Consider the following 15,237-nt stretch of genomic DNA (forward strand, 5'->3'; position numbering starts at 1 on the left):
GCGCAACCGGATTGACGACTGCTTCGCAGCCGAACGGGGATAAATCCCCTCGCCACAGAACCCTCCGTCATTTTCAATCAAAGTCGCGTTGACAAGACTTGAAGCCCTACCAATACTTCGACAAAGTCATACGACAACCTACAACGAATTCAACAATAATAATTTCGCGAACAGGAATTTCCATGATCACCACTTCCCAAGCCCCCTTCAATCGCCTGCTACTCACCGGCGCCGCCGGTGGCCTCGGTAAAGTCCTGCGCGAAAGCCTGCGGCCTTATGCCAACGTGATTCGCCTATCTGACATCGCCGACATCGCGCCCGCCATCGACGATCGCGAAGAAGTCGTGACCTGCAACCTCGCCGACAAACAAGCCGTGCATCAACTGGTCGAAGGCGTGGACGCGATCCTGCACTTCGGCGGCGTCTCGACGGAGCATTCGTTCGAAGACATCCTCGGCGCCAACATCTGTGGTGTGTTCCACATCTACGAAGCCGCGCGGCGCCATGGCGTGAAGCGCGTGATTTTCGCCAGTTCCAACCACGTCATCGGTTTCTACAAACAGGATGAAGTGATCGACGCCCGCTCTCCTCGCCGCCCGGACAGCTACTACGGCTTATCCAAGTCTTACGGCGAAGACATGGCCACTTTTTACTTCGATCGCTATGGCATCGAGACCGTCAGCATTCGCATCGGCTCTTCGTTCCCGGAACCGCAAAACCGTCGAATGATGAGCACCTGGCTGAGCTTCGGTGACCTGACCCAATTGATCGAACGTTCCCTGTACGCCCCGAACGTCGGCCACACCGTCGTCTACGGCGCGTCCGACAACAAGAACGTCTGGTGGGACAACCGCTACGCCACTGCTCTAGGTTATGCACCCAAGGACACGTCTGAAGTGTTCCGCGAAAAAGTCGAAACCCAACCGATGCCGGCTGCAGATGACCCGGCCATGGTTTACCAGGGTGGCGCCTTTGTCGCAGCCGGCCCGTTCGGCGACTGAACCACAGTGTTTCACTTGATCCCCATAACAAAAGCCCAAGGGAATGAGTCGCCATGCAAGCCGAATTGATTGTCGATGCCCGTAACACGGTCGGTGAGAGCCCGGTCTGGGTCGCCGAGGAAAACGCCCTGTACTGGGTCGACATTCCTGCCGGGGGTCTGCAACGCTGGAGCGCCGAAAGCGGCCATGTCGAGGCGTGGACCGCGCCGGAAATGCTCGCCTGCATCGCCCGTCACCGTGACGGCAGCTGGGTCGCCGGGATGGAAAGCGGATTTTTCCGCCTGCAGCCGCACAACGATGGCAGTCTCGACAGTGAACTGTTGGCCCACGTCGATCACCCTCGCACCGACATGCGCCTGAACGATGGTCGTTGTGACCGTCAGGGGCGCTTTTGGGCTGCCAGCATGGTCTTGAACATGGGCGCCAACGCGGCCAACGGCGCGTTGTATCGCTACAGCGCCGGTCAACGCGGGCCGCTCGATGCGCAGCTTTCTGGATTCATCGTGCCCAACGGGTTGGGATTCAGCCCGGACGGCCGGACGATGTACCTGTCGGACTCTCATCCCCTGGTCCGGCAAATCTGGGCCTTCGATTACGACATCGACAGCGGCACGCCTTCAAGCCGGCGGCTATTCGTCGATATGCATCAGTTTCCCGGTCGCCCCGATGGCGCCGCCGTCGATGCTGACGGCTGCTACTGGATCTGCGCCAACGACGCCGGGCTGATTCACCGTTTCACCCCCGAAGGGCGTCTCGATCGCTCCGTTGCCGTTCCGGTGAAAAAACCGACCATGTGCGCCTTCGGTGGCAGTCGGCTGGAAACGTTGTTCGTGACCTCGATCCGCCCCGGTGACGATCAGGACCCACAGTCACTGGCCGGGGGGGTGTTCGCTCTCGATCCTGGTGTAAAAGGTTTGCCGGAACCTCGTTTCAACCACTGACTGAAACCGCTCATGACGCCAACCCTGCTCGAACTCAACGACGAACTCACCCACCTCATCCTCGCCCCGGTGGTTTCGATCGCCCGGACGGCTGGCTGACAATCGAGCCCAACAGCCTCACCGATCCGCTGTCGATTCACGGCAGCGCCTGGCAGCAGCCGTGGCAGGCATCGAACCCGTAAGCCATCCAGTCAATGCGCACCATTTGCCCGGCCGTCCGGGGCTGGTGTTGCTGGAGCAGGATCAGTCCGCTGAACTGGCTTTCAGTCTGCAGTATCGCCCGTTGTAGACCTCAGGCCCGAACCAGCATATACACCGCGACGATCAGGCAGACGCTGGCGAAACCTACCTGCAACGCCCGGGCCGGTACTCGTGCGCAAAGCTGTCGACCAATGATCATGCCGACCACGCTCGCGATGATGAACGCCACACCTAGACCATCGATTCTGACCCCGGCCTGAAACGCGCCGATCACACCGATGGCGGAAATCAGACTGATCACCATCAGGGACGTCGCGACAATCCCGCGCATCTGTACGTCAGTCAGTTGCTTGAACGCCGGGACGATCAGAAACCCGCCGCCAACTCCCAGCAACCCGGAAACAACACCCGTCACCGCGCCCAATGCCGCCAGCGTCGCGGTGCATCTGGCGGTCCACGAAAAACGTCCGGTCTGGTGATCGAGCATGCAGTTTTTCTGGCCCCAGTTGGCGTGACCATGGTCGTTCGGGCCTTCTTCCTGTCGCTCGCGGCGCAGCATCCGCCAGGCCACCATGACCATCAGCAGGCTGAAGAGGATCATCAGAATTTTTTCCGGCAACTGATGGGCTAAGTAGATGCCGACCGGCGAAAAAATCGCCCCCAGCAAGGCAATCAACAGCGCTGCGCGATAACGCACCAAGCCGTGGCGCAAACCGTCAATCGCCCCGACCGCCGCCGCGCTTCCGACTGCAAACAAGGCAACGGGTGCTGCCTGAGTCATGGTCATACTTAACCCCAACACCAAGGCCGGAACAGCCAGAATACCGCCACCGGCACCGGTCAATCCGAGGACCAGCCCCATGACCAGGCCAAAAAAACTCGCCAGCAACATAAAACACTCATGATCCGCGGAAAAAGGCCGGGGAACGCCCGGTATCGATGACTGACAGGATAGAGCCCGCGCAGCTTTTTACATCAATTGAATTGTTGGGGGGCTGGTCAGCGCAGGGAAAATGACACTACCCTCAATGCCTGTCCCAGAAGAAACGGCCACCATGCCTGCCTTGATTGAAGCCTTCCTCGACCCTGCCTCGTCGACCTACAGTTACGTGATCCATGAAGCCGACGGCGGCCAGTGTGCGGTCGTCGATCCGGTGCTGGATTACGATCCGGCAGCCGGGCGCACCGCCACTTTCCAGGCCGACAGGATCGTGGCCTTTGTCCGCGAACACCGCCTTCAAGTGCAATGGCTGCTGGAAACCCACGCCCATGCCGATCACCTGTCCGCCGCGCCTTATTTGCGTCGGGAACTGGGCGGAAAAATTGCGATTGGCCAGTCAATCAGCAAGGTTCAGGGGGTATTCAAAAGCCTGTTCAACCTCGAACCGGAGTTTGCGGTGGACGGTTCGCAGTTCGATCATCTGTTCGCCCCGGACGAATCGTTCATGATCGGTAACCTTAAGGCCACGGCCCTGCATGTACCCGGTCACACCCCGGCGGACATGGCTTACCTGATTGACAGTCATGTGCTTCTGGTGGGCGATACGCTGTTCATGCCGGATGTAGGCACCGCACGCTGTGACTTTCCCGGCGGCAATGCCAATCAGTTATTCGCCTCGATCCAGAAGTTGCTGGCCTTTCCGGCAAGCGTGAGTCTCTACGTCTGCCACGATTACCCGCCCGAAGGCCGCGAATCCCGGTGCATGGCGACGGTGGGCGAGCAGCGCAAAAGCAACATCCACGTTCGCGACGGTATCAATGAAGCCGCGTTCGTCGCCATGCGCACCGAGCGTGATGCCGGATTGGGCATGCCGGCGCTGTTGCTGCCGGCGATTCAGGTGAACGTGCGGGCGGGGAATTTGCCGCCTCCCGAAGACAACGGTGTCACTTACCTGAAAATTCCGATCAACAAGCTCTGAAAATCGATCGTGCCCACGCTTCGCATTAAGCGCCCAACGTCAACCCATTCGCCGGCAACGGTAGCGCGGTTTTATAGCGCACTTGCTTGAGCGCAAAACTTGAACGGATGTTGGCCACGCCAGGGACTTTGGTGAGGAAGTCCATCATGAAGCGCTCCAGCGACTGAATGGTCGGCACCAACACCCTGATCAAATAATCCGGATCCCCGGCCATCAAGTAGCACTCCATCACTTCCGGGCGATCCGAGATCGCTTCCTCGAAATGCTGCAACGCCTCCTCCACCTGTTTCTCCAGGCTCACGTGAATAAACACATTTACATGCAGCCCGAGCAGATCAGCATCCAGCAGCGTCACTTGCTCACGAATCAGCCCCAGTTCTTCCATCGCCTTGACCCGGTTGAAGCACGGCGTCGGGGACAGGTTCACCGAGCGCGCGAGGTCGGCATTGGTGATGCGCGCGTTCTCCTGAAGGCTGTTGAGAATGCCGATATCGGTACGGTCCAGTTTGCGCATGAGACAAAACCACCTGCTTTTTATGTTTACGCAGATTTTTTATCCTCAAATGATCTCAAGCGCAACGAAACAGAGAGAAATATTCTTCTTGGCCGGGCCTATGATTGTTGTAGGACAAGATTTCCCCTACAGAGGAATGACGGTCAGCTCACTACAAGAAATTCACAAGATCGAGCGTAGAAGCCATGAACCAAGCGTACGAACCGCTGCGCCTGCACGTCCCCGAACCTTCGGGCCGCCCAGGCTGCAAAACCGACTTCTCCTACCTGCGTCTGACCGACGCCGGCACGGTGCGCAAACCCGCCATTGACGTAGAACCCGCCGACACGGCCGACCTGGCCAAGGGCCTGATTCGCGTGCTCGACGATGAGGGCAATGCCCTCGGCCCATGGGCCGAAGGCGTCCCGGTCGAGATCCTGCGTAAAGGCATGCGCGCCATGCTCAAGACGCGGATCTTCGACAACCGCATGGTCGTCGCTCAGCGTCAGAAAAAAATGTCGTTCTACATGCAAAGCCTTGGTGAAGAAGCCATCGGCAGCGCCCAGGCCCTGGCCTTGAACATCGACGACATGTGCTTCCCGACTTACCGCCAGCAAAGCATCCTGATGGCGCGCGAAGTCCCGTTGGTTGACCTGATCTGCCAACTGCTGTCCAACGAGCGCGATCCGCTCAAGGGTCGTCAGTTGCCGATCATGTATTCGGTAAAAGAGTCCGGCTTCTTCACCATTTCCGGCAACCTCGCCACTCAATTCGTACAAGGTGTGGGCTGGGGCATGGCTTCGGCGATCAAGGGCGACACCAAAATCGCCTCGGCCTGGATCGGCGACGGCGCTACCGCTGAGGCCGACTTCCACACCGCCCTCACCTTCGCCCACGTCTACCGTGCGCCGGTGATCCTCAACGTGGTCAACAACCAATGGGCTATCTCCACATTCCAGGCCATTGCCGGCGGTGAAGCAACCACCTTTGCCGGTCGTGGCGTTGGTTGCGGCATTGCCTCCCTGCGGGTTGATGGCAACGATTTCGTCGCGGTCTACGCCGCCTCTGCCTGGGCCGCCGAACGCGCCCGCCGCAACCTCGGCCCGACCATGATCGAATGGGTCACCTATCGCGCCGGCCCACATTCCACCTCTGACGACCCGTCCAAATACCGTCCTGCCGACGACTGGAGCTACTTCCCGTTGGGCGACCCGATTGCGCGCTTGAAGCAGCATCTGGTGAAAATCGGCCACTGGTCCGAAGAGGAACACCTCGCCGTCAGCGCTGAACTGGAAGCCGAAGTCATCGCCGCACAAAAAGAAGCCGAGCAGTACGGCACCCTCGCCGGCGGCCAGATTCCGAGCGCCGCGACCATGTTCGAAGACGTCTACAAAGAGATGCCGGAGCACTTGAAGCGCCAGCGTCAAGAGTTGGGGATCTGACATGAACGACCACAACAACAATATTCAGCCGGAAACCGCCATGACCACGACCACCATGACCATGATCCAGGCCCTGCGCTCGGCCATGGATGTGATGCTTGAGCGTGACGACAACGTCGTGGTCTTCGGCCAGGACGTCGGCTACTTCGGCGGCGTGTTCCGTTGCACCGAAGGCTTGCAGAACAAGTACGGCACCTCCCGTGTATTCGATGCGCCGATCTCCGAAAGCGGCATTGTCGGCGTCGCCGTGGGCATGGGCGCTTACGGTTTGCGCCCGGTGGCCGAGATTCAGTTCGCCGATTACGTTTATCCGGCGTCGGACCAGATCATTTCCGAAGCCGCGCGCCTGCGTTATCGCTCGGCCGGCGAGTTCACCGCACCGATGACCCTGCGCATGCCCTGCGGCGGCGGCATCTACGGTGGCCAGACCCACAGCCAGAGTATCGAGGCGATGTTCACTCAGGTCTGCGGTTTGCGCACGGTCATGCCGTCCAACCCGTACGACGCCAAGGGCCTGTTGATTGCGTCCATCGAAAACGATGACCCGGTGATCTTCCTCGAACCCAAACGCCTGTACAACGGCCCGTTCGATGGTCACCACGAACGTCCCGTCACCCCGTGGTCGAAACACCCGGCCGCGCAAGTGCCGGACGGTTATTACACCGTGCCACTCGACGTCGCTGCCATCACTCGTCCCGGCAAGGACGTGACCATCCTGACCTACGGCACCACCGTTTATGTGTCGCAAGTCGCGGCGGAAGAGACCGGTATCGACGCTGAAGTCATTGACCTGCGTAGCCTTTGGCCGCTGGACCTGGACACCATCGTCAAGTCGGTGAAGAAAACCGGCCGTTGCGTGATCGTTCACGAAGCGACCCGCACCTGCGGTTTCGGTGCCGAACTGGTTGCCTTGGTGCAAGAGCACTGCTTCCACTACCTGGAAGCGCCGATCGAACGCGTCACTGGTTGGGACACCCCTTACCCGCACGCGCAAGAGTGGGCGTATTTCCCTGGCCCGACCCGTGTGGGCGCGGCTTTGCATCGGGTTATGGAGGTCTGAATGGGCACGCACGTTATTAAGATGCCGGACATTGGCGAAGGCATTGCAGAAGTTGAATTGTCGGTGTGGCACGTTAAGGTCGGCGACATGGTCGTCGAAGATCAGGTGCTGGCCGATGTGATGACCGACAAGGCGATGGTCGATATTCCTTCGCCGGTGCACGGCAAGGTGATCGCGCTGGGCGGTGTGCCCGGTGAAGTCATGGCGGTCGGCAGCATCCTGATCAGCATTGAAGTCGAAGGCGCGGGCAACGTTAAAGAGTCGGCTCAGCCTATGGCTGCCGCCGTGAAAGAAGCACCGGCGCCGAAAGTCGAAGCCGTTGTCGAAAGCAAACCCGCCCCTGCCGCAGCGCCGCGAGCAACCGTATGCCAAGGCCCAATGGTGGCTCGTGAAGCCGATGAGCGCCCGCTCGCTTCTCCGGCCGTGCGCAAACATGCACTCGATCTCGGCATCCAGTTGCGTCTGGTGCGTGGGACCGGTCCTGCCGGTCGAGTTCTGCATGAAGATCTGGACGCTTATCTGGCACAAGGTCAGTCAAATGCATCGACCGCCCCCGCCGCTTACGCTCAGCGCCACGACGAAGAGCAAATCCCGGTGATCGGCATGCGTCGCAAGATTGCGCAACGCATGCAGGACGCCACTCAGCGCGCCGCTCACTTCAGTTATGTCGAAGAAATCGACGTCACCGCCGTGGAAGAACTGCGCGCGCACCTGAACGAAAAACACGGCGCGAGCCGCGGCAAGCTGACCTTGCTGCCGTTCCTGGTCCGTGCGCTGGTCGTCGCCCTGCGCGATTTCCCGCAGATCAACGCCCGTTACGACGACGAAGCCCAGGTCATCACCCGCCTTGGCGCGGTGCATGTCGGCATCGCCACCCAAGCCGACATCGGCTTAATGGTGCCAGTGGTGCGTCACGCGGAAGCTCGCAGTTTGTGGGACAACGCTCAGGAAATCTCCCGTTTGGCCACCGCCGCGCGCAAAGGCAAGGCCAGCCGCGATGAATTGTCCGGCTCGAGTATCACCCTGACCAGTCTTGGCGCGCTGGGAGGCATCGTCAGCACCCCGGTGTTGAACCTGCCGGAAGTGGCGATCGTCGGCGTCAACAAAATTGTCGAACGCCCGATGGTCGTCAAAGGCCAGATCGTGATCCGCAAGATGATGAACCTCTCCAGCTCCTTCGATCACCGCGTGGTCGATGGCATGGACGCGGCGCAATTCATCCAGGCCGTGCGCGGTTTGCTCGAACAACCCGCCACCCTGTTCGTGGAGTAGGAAATGCAAACTTTAAACACCACACTGCTGATCATCGGCGGCGGTCCTGGCGGTTATGTGACGGCGATCCGTGCCGGCCAGCTGGGCATCTCGACCATTCTGGTAGAAGGCGAATCCCTGGGCGGTACCTGCCTGAACATCGGCTGCATTCCCTCGAAGGCATTGATCCACGTTGCCGAGCAATTCCATCAGACTCAGCACCACAGTCAAAACTCGGCGTTGGGCATCAGCGTTTCCGCGCCGACCCTCGACATCAGCAAAAGCGTGGAGTGGAAGGACGGCATTGTCGATCGCCTAACCACCGGCGTCTCGGCGCTGTTGAAGAAAAACAAGATTCAAGTCATTCAGGGCTGGGCGAATGTGATCGACGGCAAGACCGTCGAAGTTGGCGACACGCGTATTCAGTGTGAACATCTGGTGCTCGCCACCGGCTCGAAAAGCGTAAACCTGCCGATGCTGCCGATTGGAGGACCGATCATCTCCTCCACCGAAGCCCTGGCGCCGACTTCTGTACCGAAACGGCTGATCGTGGTCGGTGGCGGTTACATCGGTCTGGAACTGGGAATTGCCTATCGCAAGCTCGGAGCCGACGTCAGCGTGGTTGAGGCTCAGGATCGTATACTGCCAGCTTACGACGCCGAACTGACCCAACCTATTCACGATGAGCTGAAAAAACTCGGCGTGAAGTTTTACTTGAAGCACAGCGTTCAAGGCTTTGATTCCAATGGTAATACATTGCAGGTTCTCGACCCGAGTGGCGACACCTTGAACTTGGAAACCGATCAGGTGCTGGTGGCGGTCGGTCGCAAACCGAACACTCAAGGCTGGAATCTCGAAGCGCTGAAACTGGACATGAACGGCTCGGCGATCAAGATCGACAACCGTTGCCAGACCAGCATGCGCAATGTCTACGCTATCGGCGACCTGAGCGGTGAACCGATGCTCGCGCACCGGGCCATGGCTCAAGGCGAGATGGTGGCCGAGTTGATCAGCGGTAAAGCCCGCGAGTTCAATCCGACCGCAATCGCCGCGGTGTGTTTCACCGACCCGGAACTGGTGGTGGTTGGTAAGACCCCCGACGACGTCAAGGCGGCGGGTCTGGACTGCATCGTTTCGAGTTTTCCGTTCGCGGCCAATGGTCGAGCGATGACGCTGGAGTCTAAAAGCGGCTTCGTGCGGGTCGTCGCTCGTCGGGACAATCATGTGATTGTGGGTTGGCAGGCTGTCGGCGTGGGTGTTTCGGAATTGTCGACCGCATTTGGCCAGAGCCTGGAAATGGGCGCTCGGCTTGAGGATATTGCTGGCACGATTCACGCGCATCCGACCCTGGGTGAAGCGGTGCAGGAAGCGGCGTTGCGGGCTCTTGGCCACCCGTTGCACCTGTAACGCAGGGGGATTGATGGGGTCAATGATGGCCTCATCGCGAGCAAGCTCGCTCCCACAGGGGATTTGTGGTGTTTGTAGATTTCAAGGCAGACCGGGATCAAATGTGGGAGCGAGCTTGCTCGCGATTTTCGAAGGCGACATTATTTATCTGCCAATCACCCGATAGTCCGGGCTGCGAAACAGGCCCGGAATGAAGTATTGTTGTCCCCATCCAAAAAACGTCAGAAGCCTTGAACCGTTTCGGCGGTTGTTAAGTGATAGAGGGTGTCATGGGTAACGAAAGCATCAATTGGGACAAGCTGGGTTTTGACTACATCAAGACCGACAAGCGCTATCTGTCGCACTATCGTAATGGTGAGTGGGACAAGGGCACCCTGACCGAAGACAACGTGCTGCACATCAGCGAAGGCTCGACTGCCCTTCACTATGGCCAGCAATGCTTCGAAGGCATGAAGGCCTACCGTTGCAAGGACGGTTCGATCAACCTGTTCCGCCCGGACCAGAACGCCCTGCGCATGCAGCGCAGCTGTGCACGCCTGCTGATGCCGTTCGTGGAAACCGAGCAGTTCATCGAAGCCTGCAAAGCAGTGGTCCGTGCCAACGAGCGTTTCATCCCGCCTTACGGCACCGGCGGCGCACTTTACCTGCGTCCGTTCGTGATCGGCGTGGGTGACAACATCGGCGTGCGTACCGCACCGGAATTCATCTTCTCGATCTTCTGCATCCCGGTCGGCGCTTACTTCAAAGGTGGCCTGACCCCGCACAACTTCCTGATCTCCAACTACGACCGTGCCGCCCCACAAGGCACCGGCGCGGCCAAGGTTGGTGGCAACTACGCTGCCAGCCTGATGCCAGGTTCCCAGGCCAAGAAAGCGCATTACGCTGACTGCATTTACCTGGACCCGATGACTCACACCAAAATCGAGGAAGTCGGCTCGGCCAACTTCTTCGGGATCACCCATGACAACAAGTTCGTGACGCCGAACTCGCCATCGGTACTGCCGGGCATCACCCGTCTGTCGTTGATCGAACTGGCGAAATCGCGTCTGGGCCTGGAAGTGGTCGAAGGCGACGTGTTCATCGACAAGCTGTCCGACTTCAAGGAAGCCGGCGCTTGCGGTACAGCTGCCGTAATCACCCCGATCGGCGGCATCAGCTACAACGACCACCTGCATGTGTTCCATAGCGAAACCGAAGTCGGCCCGGTCACTCAAAAGCTCTACAAAGAGCTGACAGGTGTGCAGACTGGCGACATCGAAGCGCCAGCGGGCTGGATCGTCAAGGTTTGATCTGACATCCGTGGCATCGAAGCCCTCCATTGCCTTGGGTGATGGCGGGCTTTTTTATGAGCCTTGACCGCGTTCGGCGCCCCCTGAAACAATGCGTTTTCCACTCCTGCCCTTGATCCCGCTGGCCTGACCGTCCTGTTGCTTGCCGGTTCGAGCCTGAGTGATCAACCCCGGAATCAGCGCGCCTTCAGGCAGGTTCTTCCAGAATCGCGTCGGCAAATGCCCCTGCATGACCTTCGGGTTCAGCCGCGCCGGGTTGAAGATGTGGCTGTAGTAGGTCAACCACATGTCGCCATGCGGATCATCAACGTTTTGCGCGAGCTGCTGCCATTCAACCGGGCACTGGCGATGGTGAATCAATTGCTCGCCATCATAGTAAACCCCGTCCCGTGGCGTAGCGATCAACCAGCGGTGGCGGCCCATTCGGCCAATGAAGTGTTCACTGGCGCTATGCAGTATGTCGTGGGCCGGTTCATGCCAGGCAACGTAGTGCGGCCCGTCGTTTTCCGGCAGAGCGACAAATCTAACGAATGCATGTAAATGATGAGCCTCTCGCTGTATCTGCTTGATTCTTCTCTGTAACTCACTGCCAAGCTTGTCACCTGCCATCATGGCAGTACGGTCGCCATGGCTGACCCGCCACAGCACCTCGTACAACACACTCCAACGTTGATCGCCGCGATAACGGGCTGCGCGCTCAAGGGTGTCGAGTAACGTTCGCGGGATTCGTGCCTGAAAGGGTCCTTGCGTCTCAGGCAGCGATTCGTCGCTGGCAAACAGATCGGACACGCCTTCACTGGCCCAACTCACCCGACTGGGATCAACCTCATGACTCAGCAGCCAACGTGCCTGTTGGCGCCAGATGTCGAACAGGTCATCGCAATCGAGATTGATCATCCCCACAACCCCATTTGCTGCGGTTGCGGCCGGTCGCGCAGTTGCTGGTACAACAGATGGCTGGTGACCTCGGCTTGCTGCGGGTGGTAGTCACTGGTGATGAAAAACGGTTTGGCCTTGGCCAGAACACAGCGCATTCGGGCCAGGTCTTCATAACGAATACGTCGCTGACGGCGAAGCTCCACCAATCGCTCGGTGGTGCGCAGGCCGATACCGGGAATACGGGCGATCAACGACGCCTCGGCGCGATTGAGATCCAGCGGGAAAACATCACGATTTTCCAGCGCCCAGGCCAGTTTCGGGTCGATGTCGAGCGCCAGATGCCCCGGTCCTTTGAACAATTCGCCCGCAGTGAAACCGTAACTGCGTAACAGGAAATCCGCTTGATACAAGCGGTGCTCACGCATCAGCGGCGGTGCGGCCAGCGGCACACTTTTCGGGCTGTTGGGGATCGGGCTGAACGCCGAGTAATAGACTCGGCGCAAGCGGAAGTTGCCATACAGCGCCTGGGCACTGTGGAGAATGGTGCTGTCGTCGGTGTCATCGGCACCGACAATCATTTGCGTGCTCTGCCCGGCCGGGGCGAATTTCCGTGCACGCGGTTCGTTGAGGACGGTTTGCTCGCCGGTGTAAATGGTGTGCATCGCTTGCTTGATCGAGCCGAGTTGCTTTTCCGGGGCGAGGGTCTGGAGGCTGGCGTCAGTGGGCAATTCGATATTGACGCTCAACCGGTCGGCATAGCGCCCCGCTTCCTCGATCAGCGCCGGATCGGCTTCGGGAATGGTCTTGAGGTGGATGTAACCGCGAAATTCATGGTCTTCGCGCAGCAGCTTCGCGACGCGGATCAACTGCTCCATGGTGTAGTCCGCCGAGCGAATGATCCCGGAACTGAGAAACAGCCCGCTGACGCAATTGCGCCGGTAGAAATCCAGAGTCAGCGTCACGACTTCTTCCGGCGTGAAGCGGGCACGAGGCACGTCGCTGGAACGCCGGTTAACGCAGTATTGGCAATCGTAGAGACAGAAATTGGTCAGCAGAACCTTCAGCAACGACACACAACGCCCGTCCGGCGTGTAGCTATGGCAGATGCCCATCCCATCGGTGGCGCCCAACCCGCTCTTGGCCTCGGAGCTGCGCTTGGGTGCGCCACTGCTGGCGCAAGACGCGTCGTACTTGGCGGCGTCGGCGAGGATGCCGAGCTTATCGATGAGTTCCATTGGGCGGACCTTTTACTGTGTGCATATACAGTATAGAGTCCGCCTCTGAGGCACAAGCCATAAACCGACCCTTGGTCGAGAAGCCCAGGATCAAAGGATCGCAGGCTTCGCCAGCCCCTACGTCGAACGCGTACCGCCCGTAGGAGCGGCCGAAGGCTGCGATCTTTCGATTTTGATCTGCTCAATGACGACAGGGAGAACAATCTCAAAACGCGCGCTGATTTCCTTGCGCCCCAGCGGGGACAAAGCTAACGCCCGGCTGTCCAGATCCTGTGTCACCCACTTACGCTTGATCGCCGTTTGCAGTAACGCCGCGCCCAACGAACCACCCAGATGCGGGCGGCGCATGCTCCAGTCCAGACACGGGCAGGCGAACCGTCGGCGCTGCGTGGTCAGGTCGTTGACTGCGATGCCCAATCCTTCCAACAACGCCTCGCCGCTGTCGCTCAACCGATAAGCCTGCTCATCGGTTTCCAGCAGCCAGCCTTTTTCCAACAGCCGGTCATGCAGTAACACTCCCAGCGTACCGGCCATATGGTCATAGCAGGTACGGGCAAATTGCAGGCGGTCCGGGGTGCGTGGGTTGAAGGTCGGCGCGGTGTTCTGGCCGATCACCATCAATGCTTCCAGCGCCTGGGCCACGCGTTTGTCCGCCAGGCTGTAATAGCGATGACGCCCCTGAACGTGCAGACGAACCAGCGCCAGGTCCTTGAGTTTGGCCAGGTGCGCGCTGGCGGTGGAAGCGCTGACCTCGGCAATCGCCGCCAGCTCGGTACTGGTGCGGGCGTGGCCGTCCATCAACGAGCACAACATTCTGGTCCGGGCCGGTTCGGCAATGGCGGCCGCCACGTGCGAAACCCCAAGGTCGTGTTGTTCTGCGTTCATATTTCGCTCCCGGACGAATCAAGGCCTTTTCGGACTGGGGATAGTAGCAACACTTTTCCCTCCACGAACAAGGCTGCCAACCATGGACCCGGTCATCGCTGCGACTCATGCCGACCCTTATCCCTATTACGCGCAGTTGCGCGCTCAAGGCGGACTGGTATTTCACCAGGGACTGCAACTGTGGGTTGCGAGTAGCGCCAAGGCGGTCGCTGCGGTGCTGGCGCATCCTGACTGTCACGTGCGGCCGACTCATGAGCCAGTGCCTAAGGCCATTGCCAGCGGTTGGGCCGGCAAGGTCTTCGGTCAGTTGATGCGGATGAACGAGGGCGAACGGCAGCGCTGCCCGAGGTCAGTGATTCAGCCGGGGCTGGCGCTGATTGACGTGGGGGAAGTCAATGCGTTGGTCGGCGCGCGTTTGCTCAGTCCGGACGCTGATGGGCTGCATAAGGCGATGTTCCATGGCCCGGTTTGCGTGGTCGCGGCGTTGCTGGGGTTCACGCCTGCCCAGGGCCGGGTTATCAGCGCGCTGACCGCAGACTTCGTCGCGTGCCTGTCGCCCCTCAGCGCTCAGGCACAAATGGACGCAGCCCACTTCGCGGCGGAGCAACTCAGCGGTTGTTTCATTGAATTACTGGATGACCCGGACAATCACAGCACCCTGCTCGCCGGTATTCGCCAGCGGTTTGCGGCGACATCCTCCGACAGCGATGCATTGATCGCCAATCTCATCGGTCTGTTCTCCCAGACCTATGAAGCCACCGCCGGCCTGATTGGTAACGCGTTGTTGGCGTTGATTCGAAATCCGCAGTGGCTGAACGATTCGATCAACATTGAGGACCTGTTGGCCGAAGTTCAGCGCTTCGATCCATCGGTGCAGAACACCCGCCGCTTCGTCGCCGCAGATTGTGAGATCGATGGCGTAAAGCTGAATGCCGGCGATGTGATCCTGGTGCTGCTGGCTTCGGCCAATCGTGATTCGCAGCTCAATGAACAGCCTGACACGTTCATGTTCGAACGTCCGAAGCGTCGCAGCTTCACCTTTGGCGCAGGGCGTCATCAATGTCCGGGGCAGGTGCTGGCCATGAGCATCGCCAGCGCCACGTTGACTCAGATTCTGGTGTTAAAACCCGCGCTGGACCGATTGGCCTGGTGCTACCGCCCTTCCCTCAACGGCCGGATCCCGCTGTTTTCCGTGAAGGTCACCTATTAGTTACGTCAGCAGCCGATCCCGAGT

General features: G+C 59.5%; 14 protein-coding genes and 2 pseudogenes. 11 read left to right on the forward strand and 5 right to left on the reverse strand.

All coding sequences use genetic code 11. The features are described from left to right. Window positions 1-182: 182 nt before the first annotated feature. The 4 genes and pseudogenes from ACYZT9_RS15110 to ACYZT9_RS15125 form a co-directional block, all read left to right on the forward strand. Window positions 183-1,001 carry an NAD-dependent epimerase/dehydratase family protein gene (locus ACYZT9_RS15110; protein ID WP_462006235.1) on the forward strand — a complete coding sequence of 273 codons (819 nt, stop codon included), beginning with the start codon at window positions 183-185 and terminating at the stop codon, window positions 999-1,001. Between the two features lie 53 nt (window positions 1,002-1,054). After that, window positions 1,055-1,942, forward strand: coding sequence for an SMP-30/gluconolactonase/LRE family protein (locus ACYZT9_RS15115; RefSeq protein WP_462006236.1), 888 nt, complete (start codon window positions 1,055-1,057; stop codon window positions 1,940-1,942). A 68-nt stretch (window positions 1,943-2,010) separates the two neighbouring features. Next, window positions 2,011-2,109, forward strand: a pseudogene (locus ACYZT9_RS15120) (aldose 1-epimerase); the annotation flags it as partial. Window positions 2,110-2,111: 2 nt separating this feature from the next. Next, window positions 2,112-2,231 (forward strand): annotated as a pseudogene (locus tag ACYZT9_RS15125) (aldose 1-epimerase); the annotation flags it as partial. A 3-nt stretch (window positions 2,232-2,234) separates the two neighbouring features. Here ACYZT9_RS15125 and ACYZT9_RS15130 read toward each other — a convergent pair. After that, complete coding sequence (locus tag ACYZT9_RS15130; protein ID WP_462006237.1) at window positions 2,235-3,035, reverse strand: sulfite exporter TauE/SafE family protein; 801 nt, start codon at window positions 3,033-3,035, stop codon at window positions 2,235-2,237. Window positions 3,036-3,198: 163 nt separating this feature from the next. Here ACYZT9_RS15130 and ACYZT9_RS15135 point away from each other — a divergent pair, with 163 nt between their 5' ends. Next, on the forward strand, window positions 3,199-4,062 hold the full coding sequence (locus ACYZT9_RS15135; protein WP_462006238.1) for an MBL fold metallo-hydrolase: 864 nt from the start codon (window positions 3,199-3,201) through the stop codon (window positions 4,060-4,062). Between the two features lie 25 nt (window positions 4,063-4,087). Here ACYZT9_RS15135 and bkdR read toward each other — a convergent pair whose 3' ends face one another. Further along, a complete protein-coding gene (bkdR, locus tag ACYZT9_RS15140) occupies window positions 4,088-4,576 on the reverse strand; it encodes a Bkd operon transcriptional regulator BkdR (protein WP_025111414.1) in 489 nt (162 codons plus the stop codon). A gap of 185 nt (window positions 4,577-4,761) precedes the next feature. Between bkdR and ACYZT9_RS15145 the strand changes: the two genes are divergently transcribed. From ACYZT9_RS15145 to ACYZT9_RS15165, 5 genes are all read left to right on the forward strand, one after another. Then, entirely contained in the window at window positions 4,762-5,997 is a 1,236-nt protein-coding gene (locus ACYZT9_RS15145) for a thiamine pyrophosphate-dependent enzyme (protein WP_462006239.1), read from the forward strand. Between the two features lies 1 nt (window position 5,998). After that, a complete protein-coding gene (locus ACYZT9_RS15150) occupies window positions 5,999-7,057 on the forward strand; it encodes an alpha-ketoacid dehydrogenase subunit beta (RefSeq protein WP_462006240.1) in 1,059 nt (352 codons plus the stop codon). Beyond that, window positions 7,058-8,329, forward strand: a complete 1,272-nt coding sequence (locus tag ACYZT9_RS15155) for a dihydrolipoamide acetyltransferase family protein (protein WP_462006241.1) — start codon at window positions 7,058-7,060, stop codon at window positions 8,327-8,329. A gap of 3 nt (window positions 8,330-8,332) precedes the next feature. Continuing rightward, window positions 8,333-9,715, forward strand: a complete 1,383-nt coding sequence (gene lpdA / locus ACYZT9_RS15160) for a dihydrolipoyl dehydrogenase (RefSeq protein ID WP_462006242.1) — start codon at window positions 8,333-8,335, stop codon at window positions 9,713-9,715. Window positions 9,716-9,984: 269 nt separating this feature from the next. Further along, entirely contained in the window at window positions 9,985-11,004 is a 1,020-nt protein-coding gene (locus ACYZT9_RS15165; protein ID WP_462006243.1) for a branched-chain amino acid aminotransferase, read from the forward strand. A 54-nt stretch (window positions 11,005-11,058) separates the two neighbouring features. Here ACYZT9_RS15165 and ACYZT9_RS15170 read toward each other — a convergent pair whose 3' ends face one another. From ACYZT9_RS15170 to ACYZT9_RS15180, 3 genes are all read right to left on the reverse strand, one after another. After that, on the reverse strand, window positions 11,059-11,901 hold the full coding sequence (locus ACYZT9_RS15170) for a TIGR03915 family putative DNA repair protein (RefSeq protein WP_462006244.1): 843 nt from the start codon (window positions 11,899-11,901) through the stop codon (window positions 11,059-11,061). After that, the gene (locus tag ACYZT9_RS15175; RefSeq protein ID WP_462006245.1) at window positions 11,898-13,118 is read right to left on the reverse strand and encodes a putative DNA modification/repair radical SAM protein; all 1,221 of its coding nucleotides are present in this window, start codon (window positions 13,116-13,118) and stop codon (window positions 11,898-11,900) included. Before ACYZT9_RS15175 ends, ACYZT9_RS15170 begins: the two co-directional genes overlap by 4 nt. A gap of 117 nt (window positions 13,119-13,235) precedes the next feature. Then, the gene (locus ACYZT9_RS15180) at window positions 13,236-14,003 is read right to left on the reverse strand and encodes an ArsR/SmtB family transcription factor (protein ID WP_462006246.1); all 768 of its coding nucleotides are present in this window, start codon (window positions 14,001-14,003) and stop codon (window positions 13,236-13,238) included. Window positions 14,004-14,085: 82 nt separating this feature from the next. Between ACYZT9_RS15180 and ACYZT9_RS15185 the strand changes: the two genes are divergently transcribed. Next, entirely contained in the window at window positions 14,086-15,213 is a 1,128-nt protein-coding gene (locus tag ACYZT9_RS15185; protein WP_462006247.1) for a cytochrome P450, read from the forward strand. Window positions 15,214-15,237: the final 24 nt, after the last annotated feature.

This window comes from Pseudomonas sp. ZT5P21 (assembly GCF_054897785.1).

Bases quoted from the DNA above. Each gene is read 5' to 3' on its own strand.
- ACYZT9_RS15110 (WP_462006235.1), top strand. From the start codon at position 183: ATGATCACCACTTCCCAAGCCCCCTTCAATCGCCTGCTACTCACCGGC.
- ACYZT9_RS15115 (WP_462006236.1), top strand. From the start codon at position 1,055: ATGCAAGCCGAATTGATTGTCGATGCCCGTAACACGGTCGGTGAGAGC.
- ACYZT9_RS15130 (WP_462006237.1), bottom strand. From the start codon at position 3,035: ATGTTGCTGGCGAGTTTTTTTGGCCTGGTCATGGGGCTGGTCCTCGGA.
- ACYZT9_RS15135 (WP_462006238.1), top strand. From the start codon at position 3,199: ATGCCTGCCTTGATTGAAGCCTTCCTCGACCCTGCCTCGTCGACCTAC.
- bkdR (WP_025111414.1), bottom strand. From the start codon at position 4,576: ATGCGCAAACTGGACCGTACCGATATCGGCATTCTCAACAGCCTTCAG.
- ACYZT9_RS15145 (WP_462006239.1), top strand. From the start codon at position 4,762: ATGAACCAAGCGTACGAACCGCTGCGCCTGCACGTCCCCGAACCTTCG.
- ACYZT9_RS15150 (WP_462006240.1), top strand. From the start codon at position 5,999: ATGAACGACCACAACAACAATATTCAGCCGGAAACCGCCATGACCACG.
- ACYZT9_RS15155 (WP_462006241.1), top strand. From the start codon at position 7,058: ATGGGCACGCACGTTATTAAGATGCCGGACATTGGCGAAGGCATTGCA.
- lpdA (WP_462006242.1), top strand. From the start codon at position 8,333: ATGCAAACTTTAAACACCACACTGCTGATCATCGGCGGCGGTCCTGGC.
- ACYZT9_RS15165 (WP_462006243.1), top strand. From the start codon at position 9,985: ATGGGTAACGAAAGCATCAATTGGGACAAGCTGGGTTTTGACTACATC.
- ACYZT9_RS15170 (WP_462006244.1), bottom strand. From the start codon at position 11,901: ATGATCAATCTCGATTGCGATGACCTGTTCGACATCTGGCGCCAACAG.
- ACYZT9_RS15175 (WP_462006245.1), bottom strand. From the start codon at position 13,118: ATGGAACTCATCGATAAGCTCGGCATCCTCGCCGACGCCGCCAAGTAC.
- ACYZT9_RS15180 (WP_462006246.1), bottom strand. From the start codon at position 14,003: ATGAACGCAGAACAACACGACCTTGGGGTTTCGCACGTGGCGGCCGCC.
- ACYZT9_RS15185 (WP_462006247.1), top strand. From the start codon at position 14,086: ATGGACCCGGTCATCGCTGCGACTCATGCCGACCCTTATCCCTATTAC.